We start from the raw sequence: 17,561 nt of genomic DNA on the forward strand, positions 1-17,561 counted from the left end.
TGTCGAGTCTCGTGGACTCCGTCAACGACTACGAACTGCGCACCCTCGAGATCGGTGAGGCGCTCGACGACCCGATGCGCGAGTGGATGCAGGCCGTGCTGCTCGGCTTCAACGCCAAGTCGGCCAGCGAGACCAAGATGCAGGCCTGGTTCCGGGACTTCGTGGCGGTGCCGACCAGGCTGACCGGCATGTACGGAGGTGCCCTCCCGGGCAGCCTGCCAGGACCGGCGGCGACCTTCCTGTCGTTCGACGGTGTGCTCAACACCGGCGCCACGCTCGCCCAGGTCGACCTGATCACCGACGTCACGGTTCGTCAGTCGCACATCCGACGCGGCCTGATGCGAGCGCTGATGCTGCACGACCTGCGCCAGGCCCAGCAGCGTGGCCAGGTGTTCGCCTCGTTGACCTGCACCGACACCACGATCTACGGCCGGTTCGTTTCGGGCCGGCCACCCACCACACCCGGATCGAACTCGACACCTCCCCCGGTTTCGCGCTCAGGGTGCCCGCCTCGACCAGGCTCGACGTGGTCGACCCCAAGCACGTGGACGTCAAGGCTGCGGTGGCCCGCCTCAGTCGCGAGTTCCTCGAGACCAGCCGCGGCGCCCACGAACGGGGCCCCTACTACGCCGGACTGCTCAGCGGCGAGTTCGAGTGGGAGTCGGGTGAGCCCAATCCCAAGGTGCGCTCGGCCGTCCACACCGGCGACGACGGCGAGATCGACGGCGTGCTCGTCTACGAGATCAACCGCGACGACGACACCATCGAGGTCGAGGACCTGATGGCTGCCAACCCGACTGCCGAGGTCGCGTTGTGGAACTACCTCGGCCGCCACGAACTGTGCACCAAGGTGACCGCCCACTGCGTCGACCCGGACGGGCCGCTGCGCTGGGTGCTGGCCGACCCGCGCCGGCTCAAGACCACCCGCGTCTCCGACCACGCCTGGCTGCGGGTGCTCGATGTGGCCGAGGCGCTGCGGATCCGCGGCTGGGAACAGCGCGGCAGCGCCTGCCTCGAGGTGGTCGACCCGCTCGGCCTGAGCGCCGGCACCTGGACGGTGACCGTCGGTGCCGACGGCGTCGAGGTGGCCGAGGGCGGTGACGACCCGGCGATGCTCGACGTCGCCACGCTGGGCTCGCTCTACTTCGGTGACGTGCGGGTTCGCCGCCTGGCCGACGTCGGCCTTGTCACGGGCAGCGACGAGGCCGTCAACCGCCTGGACGCCCTGTTCGCGGTGCAGCGTCGTCCGCTCAACAAGGCGCACTGGTGAGCACCGTCCAGCCCGAACTCGTCGTCCTGGACGAACGCCATGCCGACGAGGCCGTGGCGCTGTGGACGGCCTGCGGGCTGACCCGGCCGTGGAACCCGCCGGTGGACGACTTCCTGCGCGCAGTGCGCGGGCCCTCGTCGCAGGTGCTCGGCCTGGTCGAGGACGAGCGCCTGCTGGCCACTGCGCTCGTCGGCCACGAGGGCCATCGGGCCTGGGTCTACTACCTGGCCGTCGCACCGGACCTGCAGGGTTCCGGGCTGGGCCGGCGGATGATGGACGCCTGCGAGCAGTGGGCCCACGAGCACGGCATGCCGAAGATCCAGCTGATGGTGCGCGACGACAACGAAGCGGTCCGCGCCTTCTACGACGCGCTCGGATACGAACTGCAGCCGGTGGTCGTCTACGGACGACGATTCGGCTGAGTGCCGCTCACAGGGCTGAGGGCCCTCCCTCGAGCAGTTGGACGAACCCCGCCTCGTTCAGGATCGGACGCCCCAACTCCTCGGCCCGGGTCGCCTTGGAGCCAGCGTTCTCGCCCACCACCACGAAGTCGGTGTTCTTGCTCACCGAGCCCGACGCCTTGCCACCGCGGCTGATGATGGCCTCCTTGACCTCGTCACGGGTGAACCCGGCCAGAGACCCGGTCACCACGATGGTCAGGCCCTCCAGCGTGCGGGGCGTCGACTCGTCGCGTTCGTCAGCCATTCGCACCCCGGCGGCTGCCCAACGCTCGACCAGTTCGCGGTGCCAGTCGACCTCGAACCAGTCGCGCACCGACTCGGCGATCACCTGGCCGACCCCGTCGGTGTCGGCCAACTGCTCGACCGAGGCGGCCCGGATCGCCTCCATCGACTCGAACCTGGTCGCCAGCGCGCGGGCAGCGGTCGGGCCGACGTGGCGGATCGAGAGTGCCACCAGCACCCGCCACAGCGGCTGCTGCTTGGCGCGTTCGAGGTTGTCGACCAACTTGAGGCCCTGGGCCGAGACCACCCGGCCGTCGACGACACCACCCGGCACCGTCTCGGGGTCGGCCGCCTCGGCCTTCTTGGCCGCCCGGGTGTAGAGGCTGGTGCGGTGCAGGTCGTCCAGCGTCAGGTCGAACAACCCGGCCTCCGACTCGAGCACCCCCGAACTGAGCAGGGCGTTGGCTGCCTCGAAGCCGAGCACCTCGATGTCGAGGGCGCCGCGCGAGGCCAGGCCGAACAGGCGTTCGCGCAACTGAGACGGGCACGACCGGGAGTTCGGGCAACGAATGTCCTTGTCGCCCTCCTTCTCAGGGCGAAGCTCCGTGCCGCACGACGGGCAGTGGGTGGGCATGACGAACGCCCGCTCGTTGCCGTCGCGCAGGTCGACCACCGGCCCGAGCACCTCGGGGATCACGTCGCCGGCCTTGCGCAGCACCACCATGTCGCCGATCAGCACGCCCTTGCGCTCCACCTCGTGGGCGTTGTGCAGGGTGGCCATCGCCACGGTCGAGCCGGCCACCAGCACCGGCTCCATCACCGCGAACGGGGTGACGCGTCCAGTTCGTCCGACATTGACCTGGATGTCGAGCAGTCGGGTGTTGACCTCTTCAGGTGGGTACTTGAAGGCGACCGCCCACCGCGGCGCACGCGACGTGGAACCCAGTGCACGCTGCTGGCTGATCTGGTCGACCTTGACCACGACACCGTCGATCTCGTGCTGGTCGTCGGGGTCGCCGCGCAGGTCGTGGCGGTGCTCGCCGTGGTGGGTGACGTAGGCCTTGACCTCGTCGGCGGTGTCGACCACCCGCACGTGGGGCGAGGTGGGCAGTCCCCAGGCCTTGAGCCGGTCGTAGGCCTCAGACTGCCGCTCGGGGTCGAAGCCGGTGCGGGCACCGATGCCGTGCACCAGCATCCGCAGCGGGCGGGTGGCGGTGACCCGGGGATCCTTCTGGCGCAGCGAGCCGGCGGCGGCGTTGCGCGGGTTGGCGAACGGTGCCTTGCCGGCCTCGACCAGCGAGGCGTTCAGTTCCTCGAACCGGGCCAGCGGGAAGAAGATCTCGCCGCGCACCTCGAGCAACTCGGGCACGTCGTCGCCCACCAGTTGGTGCGGCACGCCGGTGATGGTGCGCACATTGCCGGTGACGTCCTCCCCCACCCGACCGTCGCCCCGGGTGGCGGCGCTGACCAGCCGCCCGCGCTCGTAGGTGAGGTTGATCGCCAGCCCGTCGATCTTGAGCTCGCACAGGTACTGCACCGTTGCACCGTCCAGGGCTCGGTCAGTGCGAGCCAGCCACTCGTCCAACTCGTCGTCTGAGAAGGCGTTGTCGAGCGACTCCATCCGCTGCCGGTGCTCGACCGGGGCGAAGTCGGTGAACTGGGCGGCTCCCACCTTCTGGGTGGGGCTGTCGGGGGTTCGCAGCGCAGGCCACTGGTCCTCGAGCGCCTCGAGCTCGCGCAGCCAACCGTCATAGGTGGCGTCGTTGACCACCGGAGCATCCTGGCCGTAGTACGACTGCTGGGCCTCGGTGATCCGCTCGGCCAGGTCGGTCCAGGCATGGCGCACCTCGGGGGTCGGCTCGGCCACCCCCGAAGTGTCAGCACCGGCCTGCGGCGCCTGAGGCTCAGTCAAAGATCGGGCCCACCGTCCGGGTGCGCTTCAGCTCGAAGAAGCCGGGGTAGGCGGTCACCTTGGCGAACCCGTCGAACAGGTTGCCGGCCTCCTCACCCTTGGGTGCGGGCGAGATCACCCGTCCGAACAGGGCCATGCCGTTGATGTGGATCACCGGGGTGCCCACCTCGTCTCCGACGGGGTCCATGCCCTCATGGTGGCTGGCCACCAGCAGTTCGTCCCACTCGTCGGTCTGGGCGCGGTCGGCGATGGTCTCGTCCATGTCGCACTCGCGCAGGGCGGCCTTGATGGTCTCGATGTCACGGTCCTGCTCGCCGAGGTGGAAGCGGGTGCCGATGGCGGTGTAGAAGTCGCGCACCCGCTCGTCCCCGTAGGTCTCGCGGACGCCGATGGCGGCCCTGACCGGGGCCTTGGCGGTCGCCAGGAAGGCGAGGTAGTCGGGGTCGAGGTCGCGGCCCTCGTTGAGCACCGACAGGCTCATCACGTGGAAGACGGTGTGCACGTCGCGCACCTTCTCGACCTCCAGCATCCAGCGGGAGGTCATCCAGGCCCAGGGGCAGGTGGGGTCGAACCAGAAGTCAACTCGCGTCGTCATGGGGGCCAGCCTAGACGCCTCGACCGACACCTCGATGCCGCTAGGCTCGTCGCAGCCCCGGGACGCCCGCGGCCACCCCCTGACCCTGTGGAGACCACACCATGAATCCGGCCAACCTGACCCGCGCCGAAGCAGCCGACCGCGCATGCCTGGTGACCAGCGAGTCCTACCGTGTGCACGTCGACCTGACCGGTCGCGATCTCGCCGATGCTGACACCTTCGTCTCGTCGACCACGGTCACGTTCAGCTCCGGGGCCGGGACGACCTGGATCGACCTGATCGCTGATCGGGTGCTGTCGGCCGAGTTGGACGGTGCTGCCCTCGACGCCGAGGCGTTCACCGGCCACCGGATGCCGCTGGAACTCTCCGAGGGCGACCACGAACTGACCATCGTCGCGCTGTGCCGCTACTCCCACACCGGCGAGGGCCTGCACCGGTTCGTCGACCCCGCAGACCAGTTGGTCTACCTCTACACCCAGTTCGAGATCGCCGACGCCCGGCGGATGTTCGCCTGCTTCGACCAGCCCGACCTGAAGGCCACGTTCACGCTGTCGGTGCTCGCCCCGGCCCACTGGACCGTCGTGTCGAACGCCCCGGCCGTCGATCCCGAGCCGACCGACGACGACGCCGCACTGTGGAGCTTCGAGCCCACCCCGCCGATGTCGACCTACATCACCGCGCTGGTCGCCGGTGACTACCACGTGGTGCGCGACACGCTCACCTCGACCACCGGCGAGGTGCCTGCCTCGGTGATGTGCCGCCAGAGCGTGGTCGAGCACCTCGATGCCGAGCGGATCCTCACCACCACCCAGCGCGGGTTCACCGTGTTCGAGGAGGCCTTCGGCGTCGGCTACCCGTTCGGCACCTACGACCAAGTGTTCGTGCCCGAGTTCAACGCCGGCGCGATGGAGAACGCGGGCTGCGTCACCATCCGAGACGAGTACCTGTTCCGGTCGCGGGTGACCGCTGCGGCCCACGAGGCGCGCGACAACACGATCCTGCACGAACTCGCGCACATGTGGTTCGGCGACCTGGTCACCATGACCTGGTGGGACGACCTGTGGCTCAACGAGTCGTTCGCCGAGTGGGCCTCGCACTACTGCCAGGCCAAGATCGTCGACGAGCACGGTGGGGTCGACCCCTGGGTGTCGTTCGCCAACGCGCGCAAGGGCTGGGCCTACGTCCAGGACCAGATGCCCACCACCCACCCGATCGCCGCCGACATGGTCGACCTCGAAGCGGTCGAGCAGAACTTCGACGGCATCACCTACGCCAAGGGCGCCTCGGTGCTCAAGCAGCTGGTCTCGCTGGTCGGCGAGGAGCAGTTCCTGACCGGTGTGCGCGCCTACTTCGACGAGCACGCCTGGGGCAACACCCAGCTCACCGACCTGCTCGGTGCCCTGGAGACCTCCAGCGGACGAGAGCTCGGCTGGTTCAGCGGCGAGTGGCTCGAGAAGGCCGGCGTCAACACTCTGGTGCCCGAGGTCGTCGTCAACGCCGGGGCCATTGAGTCGTTCACCATCGTCCAGACCGCCGACGCCGGCTGGCCCACGCTGCGCACCCATTCGATGGCGATCGGACTGTTCGACCTGGTCGACGGCCGTCTGGTGCGCCGCACCTCGCTGCCAGTCGAGGTCAGTGGCGAGCGCACCGAGGTGCCCGAACTGGTGGGTGAGTCGGCCGCCGACCTCGTCCTGCTCAACGACCACGACCTGACCTACGCCAAGGTGCGGTTGGACGAGTCGTCCCTGCAGACCGCCGTCGCCCACATCGACGGTCTGGACGAGCCGCTGGGCCGGGCGATCCTGTGGGGGGCGGCCTGGGACATGTGTCGCGACGCCGAGATGGCCTCGGGCGACTACGTCGACCTGGTGCTGCGCGGCGTGGGTGGCGAGAGCGACCTGACCGCTGTCGGCACGTTGCTGCGGCAGGCTCAACTGGCCGCCACCGGCTACACCGCCCGCGACAAGCGGGCTGCGGTGCGCGAGCGCCTGGTGGCCGGTGCGGCCGGGCTGCTCAAGGGCGCCGAGCCCGGCTCCGACCACCAGTTGGCGTTCACCAACGCGCTGGTCGCCTCGGTGCACACCCCGGCCGGGGCGGAGTTGATCCGCGGCTGGCTGGCCGGTGAGGAGGTGCCCGAGGGGCTCACCATCGACACCGACATGCGCTGGCGGATCATGACCGCGCTGGCGCGAATGGGTGAGGTCGGACCCGAGCAGATCGATGCCCTGCTGGCCGAGGACACCACCATCCAGGGCGCGGAGTCCGCCGCCGGGGCACGGGCCGCGCTGCCCGGGGCCGAGGCGAAGGCCACCGCGTGGGGGCTGGCCACGTCCGACACCTCGGTGCCCAACGGCACCCAGCGCCAGATCGCGATGAACTTCTGGCAGTACGACCAGTCCGAGGTGCTCAGCGACTACGTCGACCGCTACCTGTCAGTGGCCGATGAGATCTCACGCGGCGAGCAGGGCTGGCCGACCCGCGGGCACGCGGTCGTCCAGAACGTGCTGACCTGGCTGTTCCCCGGTGACGGGGACGAGGCTGTGCTGGCCAGGGTGGATGCGTGGCTCACCGCCAACGATCCCTCCGACCAGGTGAAGCGCACGGTGACCGAGCGCCGGGACGCGCTGGCGCGGGCGCTGCGCTGCCAGGCGGTCAGCTGAGGCTGGTCCCTTCCGGGCGAGCCGCGGTGGGGCTCAGGCGCTACGTCGAGCCTGGCCCTCGGCGGGCAGGGCGAGGTCGTCGGCGACACCGTCGCCATCAAGCTCGACCATGCCGACCGCCCGGGCGTCCTCACGGCCGCGGGCACGCCACTCGGGCGCCTTGAAGATCGCGACGACGATCGCACCGACCCCCAGCGGCACCACCACGGTGAGCATCAGCAGGAACAGGCCCGACACGGGCTCAGGCTGGGGCCAGCCGGGGAACACCTTCAGCGGGAGCAGCACGAGCTCAGTCATGGGGCACACAGTAGCCAAACCGGACCCCCACTGTCGCCCAGTGGCGCTGTGCTAAGTTCCGAGCGTTCCGCCACTGCCCCTCGGAGGCGCCCGTGTCGCACGTCCAGTCCGCTCCCCACCACGGGGACCACCTGCCCCCCTTCGAGACCGGACGGCACCTGTTGTCGGTGCAGCAGTTCGATCGCTCGCGGCTGCACGAACTGTTCGCCCTGGCCGACGTGGTCACCCCCATCGCCCAACGGCGCGGAGTCTGCACGGTGCTCGACGGTGCGGTGCTCGGCAGCCTGTTCTTCGAACCCTCGACCCGCACCCGGTTGTCGTTCGAGTCGGCCTTCCTGCGGCTGGGCGGTGAGGTGACCACCACCACCGGCTTCACCTTCTCGTCGATGGCCAAGGGTGAGTCGATCGCCGACACCTCCCGGGTGGTCAGCGGCTACTCCGACGTGCTGGTCGTCCGCCATCCCGACGAGGGGTCGGTGGCCGAGTTCGCCGCCCACAGCGTCGTCCCGGTGATCAACGGAGGTGACGGCGCCGGTGAGCACCCGTCGCAGGCACTGCTAGACACCTACACCCTCAAGCGCGAACTCGAGGCCCGCGGCACCGGCATCGACCACGCGACGGTCGCGGTCGTGGGCGACCTGAAGTACGGACGAACCGTGCACTCGTTGATCAAGTTGCTGGCCGTCTACGAGGGCCTGCACTTCCAGGTGTTCAGCCCACCCAGCCTGGAACTGCCGCCCGAGATCGCCCACTACGCCACGCTGCGCGGGCACCGGGTCACCGAGTACGACACAGTGGTCGAGGCGATCTGCGGAGCTGACGTGGTCTACGCCACCCGGGTGCAGCGCGAGCGGATGACCGAGGAGGTCGCCGCCTCGGGGGCGCTGCAGGGCAACCTGATCGACCGCCGGGTGCTGATGGAGGCCGACGCGCTCGACATCATCATCATGCACCCGCTGCCGCGCGACTCCCGCGCCGATGCCTTCGACCTGTCCAACGACGTGGACGACCTGCCCGGGCTGTCGATCTTCACCCAGACCGACAACGGCCTGGTCGTGCGGATGGCGATCTTCCTGACCGCCCTGGGCTGCTCGCCCGACACCGTGCGGGCCACCACCAAGCAGCGTCCCTGGGACGCCACCCTGCGCTGGGAGTGACATGGACGACCTGACCATCGTCGGTGCCCAACTGGCCGACGGCACCCGCACCGACCTGCACGTCGCCGGTGGACGCTTCGTCGCCGAGTCACCGTCAGGGGCCCGCCGAATCGATGCCGACGGCCTGATCGCCCTGCCCGGCCTGGTCGACCTGCACACCCACCTGCGCGAGCCCGGCCGCGAGGAGTCCGAGACCGTCGCCACCGGAACCGCCGCCGCGGCCCGCGGTGGCTTCACCGCGGTCTTCGCGATGGCCAACACCACCCCGGTCACCGACACCGCCGAGGCGGTCGCCACCCAGCACCGACTCGCCGAGGGCGCCTCGGCCGAGGTGGTCCCGATCGGGTCGGTGACCCGTGGGTTGGCCGGGCAGGAACTGTCCGACATCGCCGGCATGCACGCCGCCGGGGTGACCGTGTTCTCCGACGACGGCTTCTCGGTGCCCACGGCCGGCCTGGTGCGGGCGGCGATGGAGCAGATGCTGCCCTTCGACGGGGTGCTCGCCGAGCACTGCCAGGACGCGACGTTGGCCGGGCCGAGCGCCTGCTGCCACGAGGGTGAGGTCTCGCGTGAGCTCGGCCACGAGGGCTGGCCGACGATGGCCGAGTCGGTGATCATCGCCCGCGACGTGCAGGTCGCCAAGGAGTTGGGGGCCCGGCTGCACATCTGCCACGTCTCGACTGCCGAGGGCGTCGAGGTGCTGCGCTGGGCCAAGGGACGAGGCGTGCGGGTGACCGCCGAGGTGATGCCTCACCACCTGCTGCTCACCCATGAGTTGCTGCGCAGCGGCGACACCACCTTCAAGGTGAACCCACCGCTTCGTCCGGCCGAGGACGTCGAGGCGGTGAGGGCCGCGCTCGAGGACGGCACGATCGACATCGTCGCCACCGACCACGCCCCGCACCGGGCCGCCGACAAGGACAAGCCGTTCGCCGACGCCTCACCCGGGTTGGTGGCGCTGGAACAGGTACTGGCCGTGGTGGTCGAGACCATGGTGCTGCCCGGCCGCATCGACTGGGCCGGGCTCGCGACGCGGATGAGCCATCGTCCTGCTGCCATCGGATCGCTGCCCCACCAGGGACGACCGATCGCTGCTGGCGAGCCGGCGAACCTGGTGCTGGTCGATCCCGCCGCCAGGGCGGTCATCGACCCTGAGCAGACCTCGTCCAAGGCCCGCAACAACCCCTACCGGGGGCTCGACCTGCCGGCGCCGGTGGTGGCGACCTACTGGCAGGGCCGTCAGACCTGGGGCGGGTGAACGACCGGCCCTGTGCTCGTCTGCGAAGGGCTGGGCTTGACCGGCCGTCGGCTGCGATGGATCAGCCAGAGCAGGGCGGCCACGCTGACGACCACCACGCCCACGTGCATGCCTGAGGCCACACCCAGGGCGGTGCCGGCCCTGACGTCGCGTGCGCGGGTCGAGAGCAGCAGGACCGCGACCGGGACGATCAGCTTCGAGGCCTCTTCGATCAAACCGACCCCTGGCATCGGCGCCACCGACAGTTGGCGCAGCGTGTCGTACTCCAGCACCCCGGCCACCACGGTGCCGACCAAGCCTCCCGCGGCCGCCGCCACGACGACGGTCGACAGGTCGACGACCTGGTCGCGGCCGCCGACAGTGGCGAAGACCAGCACCGCCAGCGGCACGGTCGCGGCACCGATCAGCACGGCGAGCCAAGCCAGCCGACGCCACCACTGGGTTCGCGGTTCAGGTGCCACGGTCTGCATGGACGACACGTTGGCCCCGGGCGCAAGGACGCCGCGATAGGACCTTCGGCTGATCGGAGCGAGCCCTGAGGTGGATGTGCGTCGGGGTGCCCGGTGACCACAGTGGTGGGCATGGATGGCGCAGAACAACGACGGGCCGTGGTGCTCGTCCAGGCCATGGTCGCCGGGGTGGTGTTCGGCGGAATCAGCATGAAGTTGCTCGACCACTGGTCACCCAAGGTTTCGGGTGCCAGTGACGCCACCCCCTGGGAGCGCCTCGTCGACCTGTTGGTGACGTTGACCAGCGGAACGTGGGCGTGGGCGGTGCTCGTGGTGGTGGGGACAGCCGTGCTCACCCGTTCGGCTGGCGCCGACAGGCCCGGCGAGGTGGGACCCCCTGGGCAGCGGGTGGACCGATGGCTGTGGGGCTGGGCGGTGGCCACGGTGATGCTCTCGGCCATCTCGATCACCTGGTACGGCGTGGCCGACCTCAGCGGGGGCGGTGACGGTGACGACTGGTTGACGCGGGTGGCGCTGCTGGTGCCGTTGTGCGCGGTGATCGCGGCGGCCCTGGCCGTGGTCGGCGTGTTCTGGCGCGACCGGGACTGGTTCGGGCTGGCCGCGAGGTTGGCGCTGCCGGCGGGGTTGGCGCTGGTGTTGGTGGCCGCTCCCCCACCTTCGCTTGCCTACGGGGGCATGGCCGCCATCGACCGGGCTGTCTGGTGGACCCAGCACGCGCTCGGGGCGCTGTGGGCCGGTGGCGTCCTCGTCCACGCCCTGGTCGAGCGCCACGGACGAACTGACCAGGCGGTGGTCAGCGTCGGGTCAGCTTGATCCGCCAGGCCTCGGGCCCCTGCTCGAGGTAGCTGGCCTCGACGGCGTCGCCGTGCAACTGACCGATCTGGGCCAGCAGCGGCTTCGGGTCGTGTGGTGCCACCAGCACCATCGCCTCGCCGGGGTGCAGGCTGCCGAGGGCCCCGAGGATCGCCCCGTGGCGAATGCGGTGCGGGATCGCCCGGGCGTCGATCTCGGGCAGGTCGTGGTCGTGTCCGCCGCAGCCGCAGCTTTGTTTCTCGGCGAGGGGCTTGTCGGTGAGGGGCTTGTCGGTGAGGGGCAGTTCGGTCATGGTTCCTCCTTCCGCCATCCTTGCACAAGTTTCTCGTGTCAATTCAGGTCGTGTGTTCACCTTCATTTGAACTGATCAATTCTTTGATAGGGTGGGGCCATGCCCGACCGACTGCTCAGCGCCGACAGCCCTGCGGCTGCTGAGGCTCTGCGACAGGCAGGTCTGCGCATCACCCGGCAGCGGCTGGCGGTGATCGATGCCATCCGGACGCACCCCCATGCCAGTGTCGACGAGATCCTCGAGCAGCTCGGCGCGGGTGCGAGCATCACCCGGCAGGCGATCTACCTGATCGTCGCTGACCTCAGCCAGGCCGGCATCGTCCGTCGCCTCGACCTGCCCGGCCATGCGTCCCGCTACGAACTGGACGAGCACGACAACCACCACCACGCGGTCTGCGACAGCTGTGGGCTGGTGCTCGACGTGCCCTGCCACACCGGGTCGGCCCCCTGTCTGGAGGCGCCGGTCCCCCTCGCCCTCGACGTCCGCGTCGCCGACGTCGTCTACCGCGGCCTGTGCCGCGACTGCACCACCACCGAGCTTCCCGCAGCCTCGTCCAGAACCGGGCGAGGACGAACGCACGAAGGAGAATGATGACCAACCCGTCCCAGCCCAACCCGGCGAGCACCGGCTCGACCACGCAGGCCGGCATCCCGGCCGTCAGTGACCGCAACTCCCTCACCGTCGGCCCGAACGGACCGATCGTCCTGCACGACCACCACCTGGTCGAGACCCTGGCGCACTTCAACCGGATGAACGTGCCCGAGCGTCGTCCGCACGCCAAGGGCGCCGGCGCATTCGGCACCTTCGAGACCACCGAGGACATCAGCCAGTACACCAAGGCCGCCCTGTTCCAGCCCGGCGTGAGCACCCGCACCCTGCTGCGCTTCTCGACCGTGGCCGGCGAGCTGGGTTCGCCCGACACCTGGCGCGACGTGCGTGGTTTCGCGCTGAAGTTCTACACCACCGAGGGCAACTTCGACCTGGTCGGCAACAACACCCCGGTCTTCTTCGTGCGTGATCCGATGAAGTTCCCGCACTTCATCCGTTCGCAGAAGCGCCTGCCCGACACCGGCCTGCGCGACGCCACCATGCAGTGGGACTTCTGGACGCAGAACCCTGAGACCGCCCACCAGGTCACCTACCTGATGGGTGATCGTGGCCTGCCCAAGAGCTGGCGGACGATGAACGGCTACGGCTCGCACACCTACATGTGGGTCAACGCCGCCGGTGAGAAGTTCTGGGTGAAGTACCACTTCATCAGCCAGCTGGGGGTCGAGAACTTCACCGCCGACGACGCCGAGGCCATGGCCGGCGCGGACGCCGACCACCACCGTCGTGACCTCAACGAGGCCATCGCCCGCGGTGAGTTCCCCCAGTGGGACCTCTACGTGCAGGTGATGCCGTACTCCGAGGCGAACGACTACCGGTTCAACCCGTTCGACCTGACCAAGACCTGGTCGAAGAAGGACTACCCGCGCATCAAGGTCGGCACGCTGACCCTGAACGAGAACCCGGCCAACTTCTTCGCCGAGATCGAGCAGGCCGCGTTCAGCCCCGGCAACATGGTTCCGGGCATGGGCATGAGCCCCGACAAGATGCTGCTCGGCCGCAACTTGTCCTACGCCGACGCCCAGCGCTACCGCATCGGGACGAACTTCCAGCAGCTGCCGGTCAACAAGCCGGTGACGCAGGTGCACTCGTACAACTTCGAGGGCAACATGACCTACGAGCACCGCGGCAACGACCGGGTCTACGCCCCGAACTCGTTCGGTGACTCCTGGTCAGACCAGGAGGGCCCGGTCGACAACTCGTGGGAGTCCGACGGCGAACTCGTCCGCCAGGCCTACACCCTGCACGCCGAGGACGACGACTTCGGCCAGCCGGGCACGCTGTACCGCGAGGTGTTCGACGATGCCGCCCGTGCGCGCTTCCTCGAGACCCTGACCGGTCAGGGCAAGGCGATCAACGTCGACGTGGTTCGTGAGAACTTCTTCCAGTACTGGACGAACGTCGACGCCAACCTGGGAGCCCAGCTGCGCGCTGCCGTCGCCGGCTGAGGCCGCTGAGCCCCACATGATTCGTGGCGCGGAACGCACTGAACTCAGTGCGTTTCGCGCCACAGATCATTTCGGGACGAGGCGCACGTGGGCGAGCGGGCCGGGGCCACCACTGCTTCCCCCGCACGAAGATCGAGTTCCCGCACCAACGGTGGTGCGGGAACTCGATTTAGCTGCGGGGGAAGGGGCGTCACCGCTGGACGCGTGAGTTGCCCTCCCAGATCGTCCAGACCTGGGCCTCGTCGGCCGGGGCCCCGTAGTCGTTGATCGAGGTGGCCGCCAGGGCACCGGTGGCCCAGCCGAACTGCATGCACTTCTCGGCCGGCCAGCCCTGCAGGATGCCGTAGAGCATGCCGCCGACCGATCCGTCGCCGCCGCCGATGCGGTCGAAGACACCGATCTCACGGGGCTCGGCGACATGGAACTCGCCATCGCCCCACACGACCATGCCCCACAGGTGACGGTTGACCGAGATCACCTCGCGCAGGGTGGTGGCGATGAACTGCGCGCGCGGGTAGGCCTCGCGGATGCGTTCGATCATCTCCTTGAACGAGCCGATCTCGTCGTGCAGGTCCTCTCCCCCGGCCTCGGGGCCCTCGATGCCCAGGCAGAGCTGGAAGTCCTCCTCGTTGCCGATCAGGATGTCGCAGACGCTGGCGATCTCGGTGAAGGCAGCACGCAACTCGTCCTCGCGGCCCTTCCAGAACGACGCGCGGTGGTTCATGTCCATCGAGACCAGGCAGCCGTTCTCGCTGGCCTTGCGGGCCACGTCGAGGCAGAACTGGGTGGTCTTGGACGACAGCGCCGCCACCAGCCCGGACAGGTGCAGGATCTTCACGCCCTCGACTGCGAACAACTGGTCGAGGTCGAAGTCGGCGGCATCCAGGTCGAGACCCACCTCACCGGCGCGGTCGTTCCACACCCGGGGGGCGCGGTTGCCGTAGCCGGAGTCGGCGATGTTGAACTGGTGGCGATAACCCCAGGCACCGCCCTGGTCCTTGTCAGGGCCGCGGAAGGTCATGCCGCGCGAGCGCAGGCTCGACTTGATGAAGGCCGAGATCGGTGAGTCCTTGACGAAGTTGGTGAGCACCATCGTCGGCAGCCCCAGGTACGACGCCACGCTGGCCACGTTCGACTCGGCCGAGGTGGCCTGCATGTGGAACCGGTCGGAGGTGTGCACGGCCTGGTGGTTGTCGGGGGTGATCCGCACGCCCATCGACGTGGCGATGCACAGCGCCCACTGGGCATCGTTTCGCAGGGTGACCATGGCTCAGTTCTCCTTCTCGTCGTCGTTGGTGGCATCGGTGTCGGCGGTGATCTCGTCGGCGGCGTTGACCACCGCGGCGACCACCTGCTCGTCGGTGATGCCGAGTTCAGCCAGCAGCGCCCGGGCGGCCTCGGGCAGGTCACCCTCGACCAAGGCGCTGAGTTCGTCCCCGCGGGGGTCGGTGACCGGGGCCCCGAGCCCACGCAGGTGCAGCAGCCACGCGGCCAGCGCACGCGAGCCGCCGACCGAGACCTCACCGCGTTCGAGCAGGGCGTTGACCACGCCGACGATCCGGATCGGCACCTTCTGCGAGCCGTCGGCGGCGATCTGGGCCAGCAGGTGGCGAATCCGCGGGTTGCGGTAGCGCTCGAGCAGGGCGGCCCGGTAGCCATCGAGGTCGGCATGCGGCAGGTCGATGGTCGAGGTCGCCTCGTCCCACCACTGGTTGACCCACGACTCGACCACCGGGTCGTTGATCGCCTCGTAGACCGTCTCGTGGCCACGTACCGAGGCGCCGTAGGCCATCAGCGAGTGCGAGCCGTTGAGCAGCAGCAACTTGCGCCGCTCGAACAGCGCGACGTCGTCGACGATCTGCGCACCGGCCTGCTCCCACTGCGGACGAGGCGTGGCGAAGGTGTCCGACAGCACCCACTCCGAGAACGGCTCGGTGACGACCAACGCCGGGTCGCTCCAGCCGGACTCGGTGGCGACGCTCGTCCGGTCATCGTCGGTGGCGCGAGGGGTGATCCGGTCGACCATGGTGGTCACCACCCCGACGTTCTGCTCGATCCACTCGACCAGGCCGGGGTCGATCCCCAGTTCCTCGAGTCGGGCTGCGCCCTGGGCCAGGATCCGGGCCACCATCGGCCCGTTGTGGGGCACGTTGTCACACGGGACGAAGGTGATCGGCCCGGCGTCGGCGTTGCGGCGGGCCAGCAGCCCGGCCAGGAACCGTCCCGCAGCGGTGGTCACCTCGGCATCAGGATCCTGGGAGAGCAGGGCGAGGTCGTCGGCCACGGCCGGGTCGGCCAGGTCGAGGTCGCCGTTGCCGTCGCGCCGGTAGCCCGCCTCGGTGATGGTCGAGGTGACCAGGCTGAGCGCGCGATCGGTGAAGTAGCCGCGCCACGCGTCGAGGTCATCGGCAGGATGCACAGCTGACAGGCTCGAGATCACCTCGACCTGGTCACCCTCGGGGCCCTGCACGACCAACTGGTAGACCCCGTCGGAGGCTGACAGTTGCTCGGCGATCGCGGGCGAGCGGCCGGTGAAGGCTGCGATGCCCCACTTGTCGGCGTCGGGTGCGTGCTCGGTGTACCAGGCCTGGTGGGCGCGGGCGAAGTTGCCGATGCCCAGGTGCACGATCCTGATCGGCGCCTTGGGACGACCAGCGTGGTCGCGATGCAGTGGACGGGTCACAGCTTGAACACCTTCTTGGGCAGGTCGACCACCAACTGGCGGGCGATGTCGCAGGCCTCGTCCTCGTCGAGGCGGTGCTCGACGACGAGGTCGGCCAGGTGCACGCAGTCGAGCCGGCGCGACATGTCGTGGCGGGCAGGGATCGACAGGAACGCGCGGGTGTCGTCGATGAAGCCCGAGCCCCGGGTGAAGCCAGCCGACTCGGTCGCGGCCTTGCGGAACCGCTTGATGGCGTCCGGTGCGTCGATGAACCACCACGGCACACCCACGTGCACCGACGGATAGAAGCCCGACAGCGGGGCCAGTTCGCGGCTGAACACGGTCTCGTCCAAGGTGAACAGCACGACGGTGAAGTTGGGGTTGGTGCCGTAGGCGTCGAGCATCGGCTGCACGGCGCGGGTGACCTCGACGCTGATCGGGATGTCGGCACCGACGTCGGCACCGAACTTCTCGAAGGTCGGGGTGTGGTGGTTGCGGTACACCGCCGGGTGCAGCGTCATGGTCAGGCCGTCGTCGCTGGCCATCCGGGCCATGTCGTTGACGAAGTGGCGGCGCAGGGCGTGGGCCTGCTCGACCTCGATCGTCCCGGCGCGCGCGGCCTCGTACAGGCGGGCCGCCTCGGCGTCGTCCAGTCGCTGGGTGCCCAGATCGATGTGGCTGTGGTCGGTCGAGACCGCCCCGTTGGCCTTGAAGAAGGCGCGCCGGTTCTCCATCGCCTCGACCCAACCGGCATAGCTGGAGGTGTCGACGCCGCTGACCTCGCCGAGCCGGTCGATGTCGTCGTTCCAGGTTGCCTTGGCCGGCTCGAGGTACTTGTCGGGGCGGAAGGTGGGCACCACGGTGCGGGTGAACGACTCGTCCGCAGCGATCTTGGCGTGGTGCGACAGGTCGTCACAGGGATCGTCGGTGGTGGCCATGAAGGCGATGTCGAACCGGTCCATCAGGGCACGCGGACGGAAGTCTGGTTCGGCGATCTTGGCGGCGATCGTGTCGTAGATCTGGTCGGCGGTCTCACTCGAGGGGGTGACGTCGACGCCGAAGATGTCGACCAGCTCGTCGGTCATCCAGTAGCGCACCGGGGTGCCCGAGTACTTGTCCCAGTGGCTGCAGAAGATCCGGAAGGCGTTGCGGGCCTGGTCTGCGCTGAAGTCGGCCTGTGCGACCCCGAGGTCGGCCAGGTCGACGCCGCTGGCGTGCATCATCCGGGTGACGTAGTGGTCGGGGGTGATCAGCAACGACGTCGGGTCGTTGAACGGCACGTCGTCGGCGATCCACCCCGGGGGCACGTGGCCGTGGGGGCTGATGATCGGCAGGTCCTTGACCTGGTCGTAGAGCCGCCGGGCGACCTGTCTGGTCTGCGCGTCGCTGGGGAAGAGCCGGTCTGGGTGCAGGGTCAGTGTGCGCGCCATGC

General features: G+C 69.3%; 17 protein-coding genes and 1 pseudogene. 9 read left to right on the forward strand and 9 right to left on the reverse strand.

Going from position 1 to position 17,561, the window contains the following annotated elements:
• Positions 1 to 28: 28 nt before the first annotated feature.
• Entirely contained in the window at positions 29 to 190 is a 162-nt protein-coding gene (locus IE660_RS15700) for a hypothetical protein (protein WP_235997037.1), read from the reverse strand.
• Between IE660_RS15700 and IE660_RS16555 the strand changes: the two are divergent.
• The 3 genes and pseudogenes from IE660_RS16555 to IE660_RS05025 form a co-directional block, all read left to right on the forward strand.
• Positions 189 to 425 (forward strand): annotated as a pseudogene (locus IE660_RS16555) (GNAT family N-acetyltransferase); the annotation flags it as partial. The gene IE660_RS15700 and the pseudogene IE660_RS16555 overlap by 2 nt on opposite strands.
• Positions 426 to 502: 77 nt before the next feature.
• Positions 503 to 1,270 carry a sterol carrier protein domain-containing protein gene (locus tag IE660_RS05020; protein ID WP_328701843.1) on the forward strand — a complete coding sequence of 256 codons (768 nt, stop codon included), beginning with the start codon at positions 503 to 505 and terminating at the stop codon, positions 1,268 to 1,270.
• Positions 1,267 to 1,692 (forward strand): GNAT family acetyltransferase, encoded by a 426-nt coding sequence (locus IE660_RS05025; protein ID WP_203567235.1) that lies wholly within the window; start codon positions 1,267 to 1,269, stop codon positions 1,690 to 1,692. The genes IE660_RS05020 and IE660_RS05025 overlap by 4 nt, the downstream gene beginning before the upstream one ends.
• A gap of 7 nt (positions 1,693 to 1,699) precedes the next feature.
• Here IE660_RS05025 and ligA read toward each other — a convergent pair whose 3' ends face one another.
• The gene (ligA, locus tag IE660_RS05030) at positions 1,700 to 3,820 is read right to left on the reverse strand and encodes an NAD-dependent DNA ligase LigA (RefSeq protein ID WP_203567236.1); all 2,121 of its coding nucleotides are present in this window, start codon (positions 3,818 to 3,820) and stop codon (positions 1,700 to 1,702) included.
• 37 nt (positions 3,821 to 3,857) lie between these two features.
• Complete coding sequence (locus IE660_RS05035) at positions 3,858 to 4,460, reverse strand: mycothiol-dependent nitroreductase Rv2466c family protein (RefSeq protein ID WP_203567237.1); 603 nt, start codon at positions 4,458 to 4,460, stop codon at positions 3,858 to 3,860.
• Between the two features lie 101 nt (positions 4,461 to 4,561).
• Here IE660_RS05035 and pepN point away from each other — a divergent pair, with 101 nt between their 5' ends.
• Positions 4,562 to 7,123: an aminopeptidase N gene (gene pepN / locus IE660_RS05040; RefSeq protein WP_203567238.1), complete on the forward strand. Its 2,562-nt coding sequence runs from the start codon at positions 4,562 to 4,564 to the stop codon at positions 7,121 to 7,123.
• Between the two features lie 33 nt (positions 7,124 to 7,156).
• Here the strand turns inward: pepN and IE660_RS05045 are convergent, their stop codons facing one another.
• Positions 7,157 to 7,420: a hypothetical protein gene (locus IE660_RS05045; protein WP_203567239.1), complete on the reverse strand. Its 264-nt coding sequence runs from the start codon at positions 7,418 to 7,420 to the stop codon at positions 7,157 to 7,159.
• A 92-nt stretch (positions 7,421 to 7,512) separates the two neighbouring features.
• Between IE660_RS05045 and pyrB the strand changes: the two genes are divergently transcribed.
• Positions 7,513 to 8,577 (forward strand): aspartate carbamoyltransferase, encoded by a 1,065-nt coding sequence (gene pyrB, locus IE660_RS05050; protein ID WP_203567240.1) that lies wholly within the window; start codon positions 7,513 to 7,515, stop codon positions 8,575 to 8,577.
• A 1-nt stretch (position 8,578) separates the two neighbouring features.
• A complete protein-coding gene (locus IE660_RS05055) occupies positions 8,579 to 9,835 on the forward strand; it encodes a dihydroorotase (RefSeq protein WP_203567241.1) in 1,257 nt (418 codons plus the stop codon).
• Here IE660_RS05055 and IE660_RS05060 read toward each other — a convergent pair.
• Positions 9,817 to 10,305, reverse strand: coding sequence for a hypothetical protein (locus tag IE660_RS05060; RefSeq protein WP_203567242.1), 489 nt, complete (start codon positions 10,303 to 10,305; stop codon positions 9,817 to 9,819). The two genes, IE660_RS05055 and IE660_RS05060, sit on opposite strands and share 19 nt — an antisense overlap.
• Before the next feature lie 111 nt (positions 10,306 to 10,416).
• Here IE660_RS05060 and IE660_RS05065 point away from each other — a divergent pair, with 111 nt between their 5' ends.
• Complete coding sequence (locus IE660_RS05065; protein WP_203567243.1) at positions 10,417 to 11,118, forward strand: hypothetical protein; 702 nt, start codon at positions 10,417 to 10,419, stop codon at positions 11,116 to 11,118.
• Here the strand turns inward: IE660_RS05065 and IE660_RS05070 are convergent.
• Complete coding sequence (locus IE660_RS05070) at positions 11,099 to 11,410, reverse strand: DUF2249 domain-containing protein (RefSeq protein WP_203567244.1); 312 nt, start codon at positions 11,408 to 11,410, stop codon at positions 11,099 to 11,101. The two genes, IE660_RS05065 and IE660_RS05070, sit on opposite strands and share 20 nt — an antisense overlap.
• A 99-nt stretch (positions 11,411 to 11,509) precedes the next feature.
• On the opposite strand from IE660_RS05070, the gene IE660_RS05075 reads away from it, so the two are divergent.
• Both IE660_RS05075 and IE660_RS05080 read left to right on the forward strand, forming a co-directional pair.
• Entirely contained in the window at positions 11,510 to 12,001 is a 492-nt protein-coding gene (locus IE660_RS05075; RefSeq protein WP_203567245.1) for a Fur family transcriptional regulator, read from the forward strand.
• The gene (locus IE660_RS05080) at positions 11,998 to 13,467 is read left to right on the forward strand and encodes a catalase (protein ID WP_203567246.1); all 1,470 of its coding nucleotides are present in this window, start codon (positions 11,998 to 12,000) and stop codon (positions 13,465 to 13,467) included. Before IE660_RS05075 ends, IE660_RS05080 begins: the two co-directional genes overlap by 4 nt.
• A 190-nt stretch (positions 13,468 to 13,657) precedes the next feature.
• Here IE660_RS05080 and IE660_RS05085 read toward each other — a convergent pair whose 3' ends face one another.
• The 3 genes from IE660_RS05085 to uxaC are packed head-to-tail and all read right to left on the reverse strand — an operon-like array spanning position 13,658 to position 17,559.
• Positions 13,658 to 14,734, reverse strand: a complete 1,077-nt coding sequence (locus IE660_RS05085) for a PfkB family carbohydrate kinase (RefSeq protein WP_203567247.1) — start codon at positions 14,732 to 14,734, stop codon at positions 13,658 to 13,660.
• Between the two features lie 3 nt (positions 14,735 to 14,737).
• Positions 14,738 to 16,150: a mannitol dehydrogenase family protein gene (locus tag IE660_RS05090; protein WP_328701844.1), complete on the reverse strand. Its 1,413-nt coding sequence runs from the start codon at positions 16,148 to 16,150 to the stop codon at positions 14,738 to 14,740.
• Positions 16,147 to 17,559, reverse strand: a complete 1,413-nt coding sequence (gene uxaC / locus IE660_RS05095) for a glucuronate isomerase (RefSeq protein ID WP_203567248.1) — start codon at positions 17,557 to 17,559, stop codon at positions 16,147 to 16,149. The genes IE660_RS05090 and uxaC overlap by 4 nt, the downstream gene beginning before the upstream one ends.
• Positions 17,560 to 17,561 lie beyond the last annotated feature (2 nt).

Origin of the sequence: Aestuariimicrobium ganziense, from assembly GCF_015352975.1 — a bacterium.
GTDB lineage: Bacteria > Actinomycetota > Actinomycetes > Propionibacteriales > Propionibacteriaceae > Aestuariimicrobium > Aestuariimicrobium ganziense.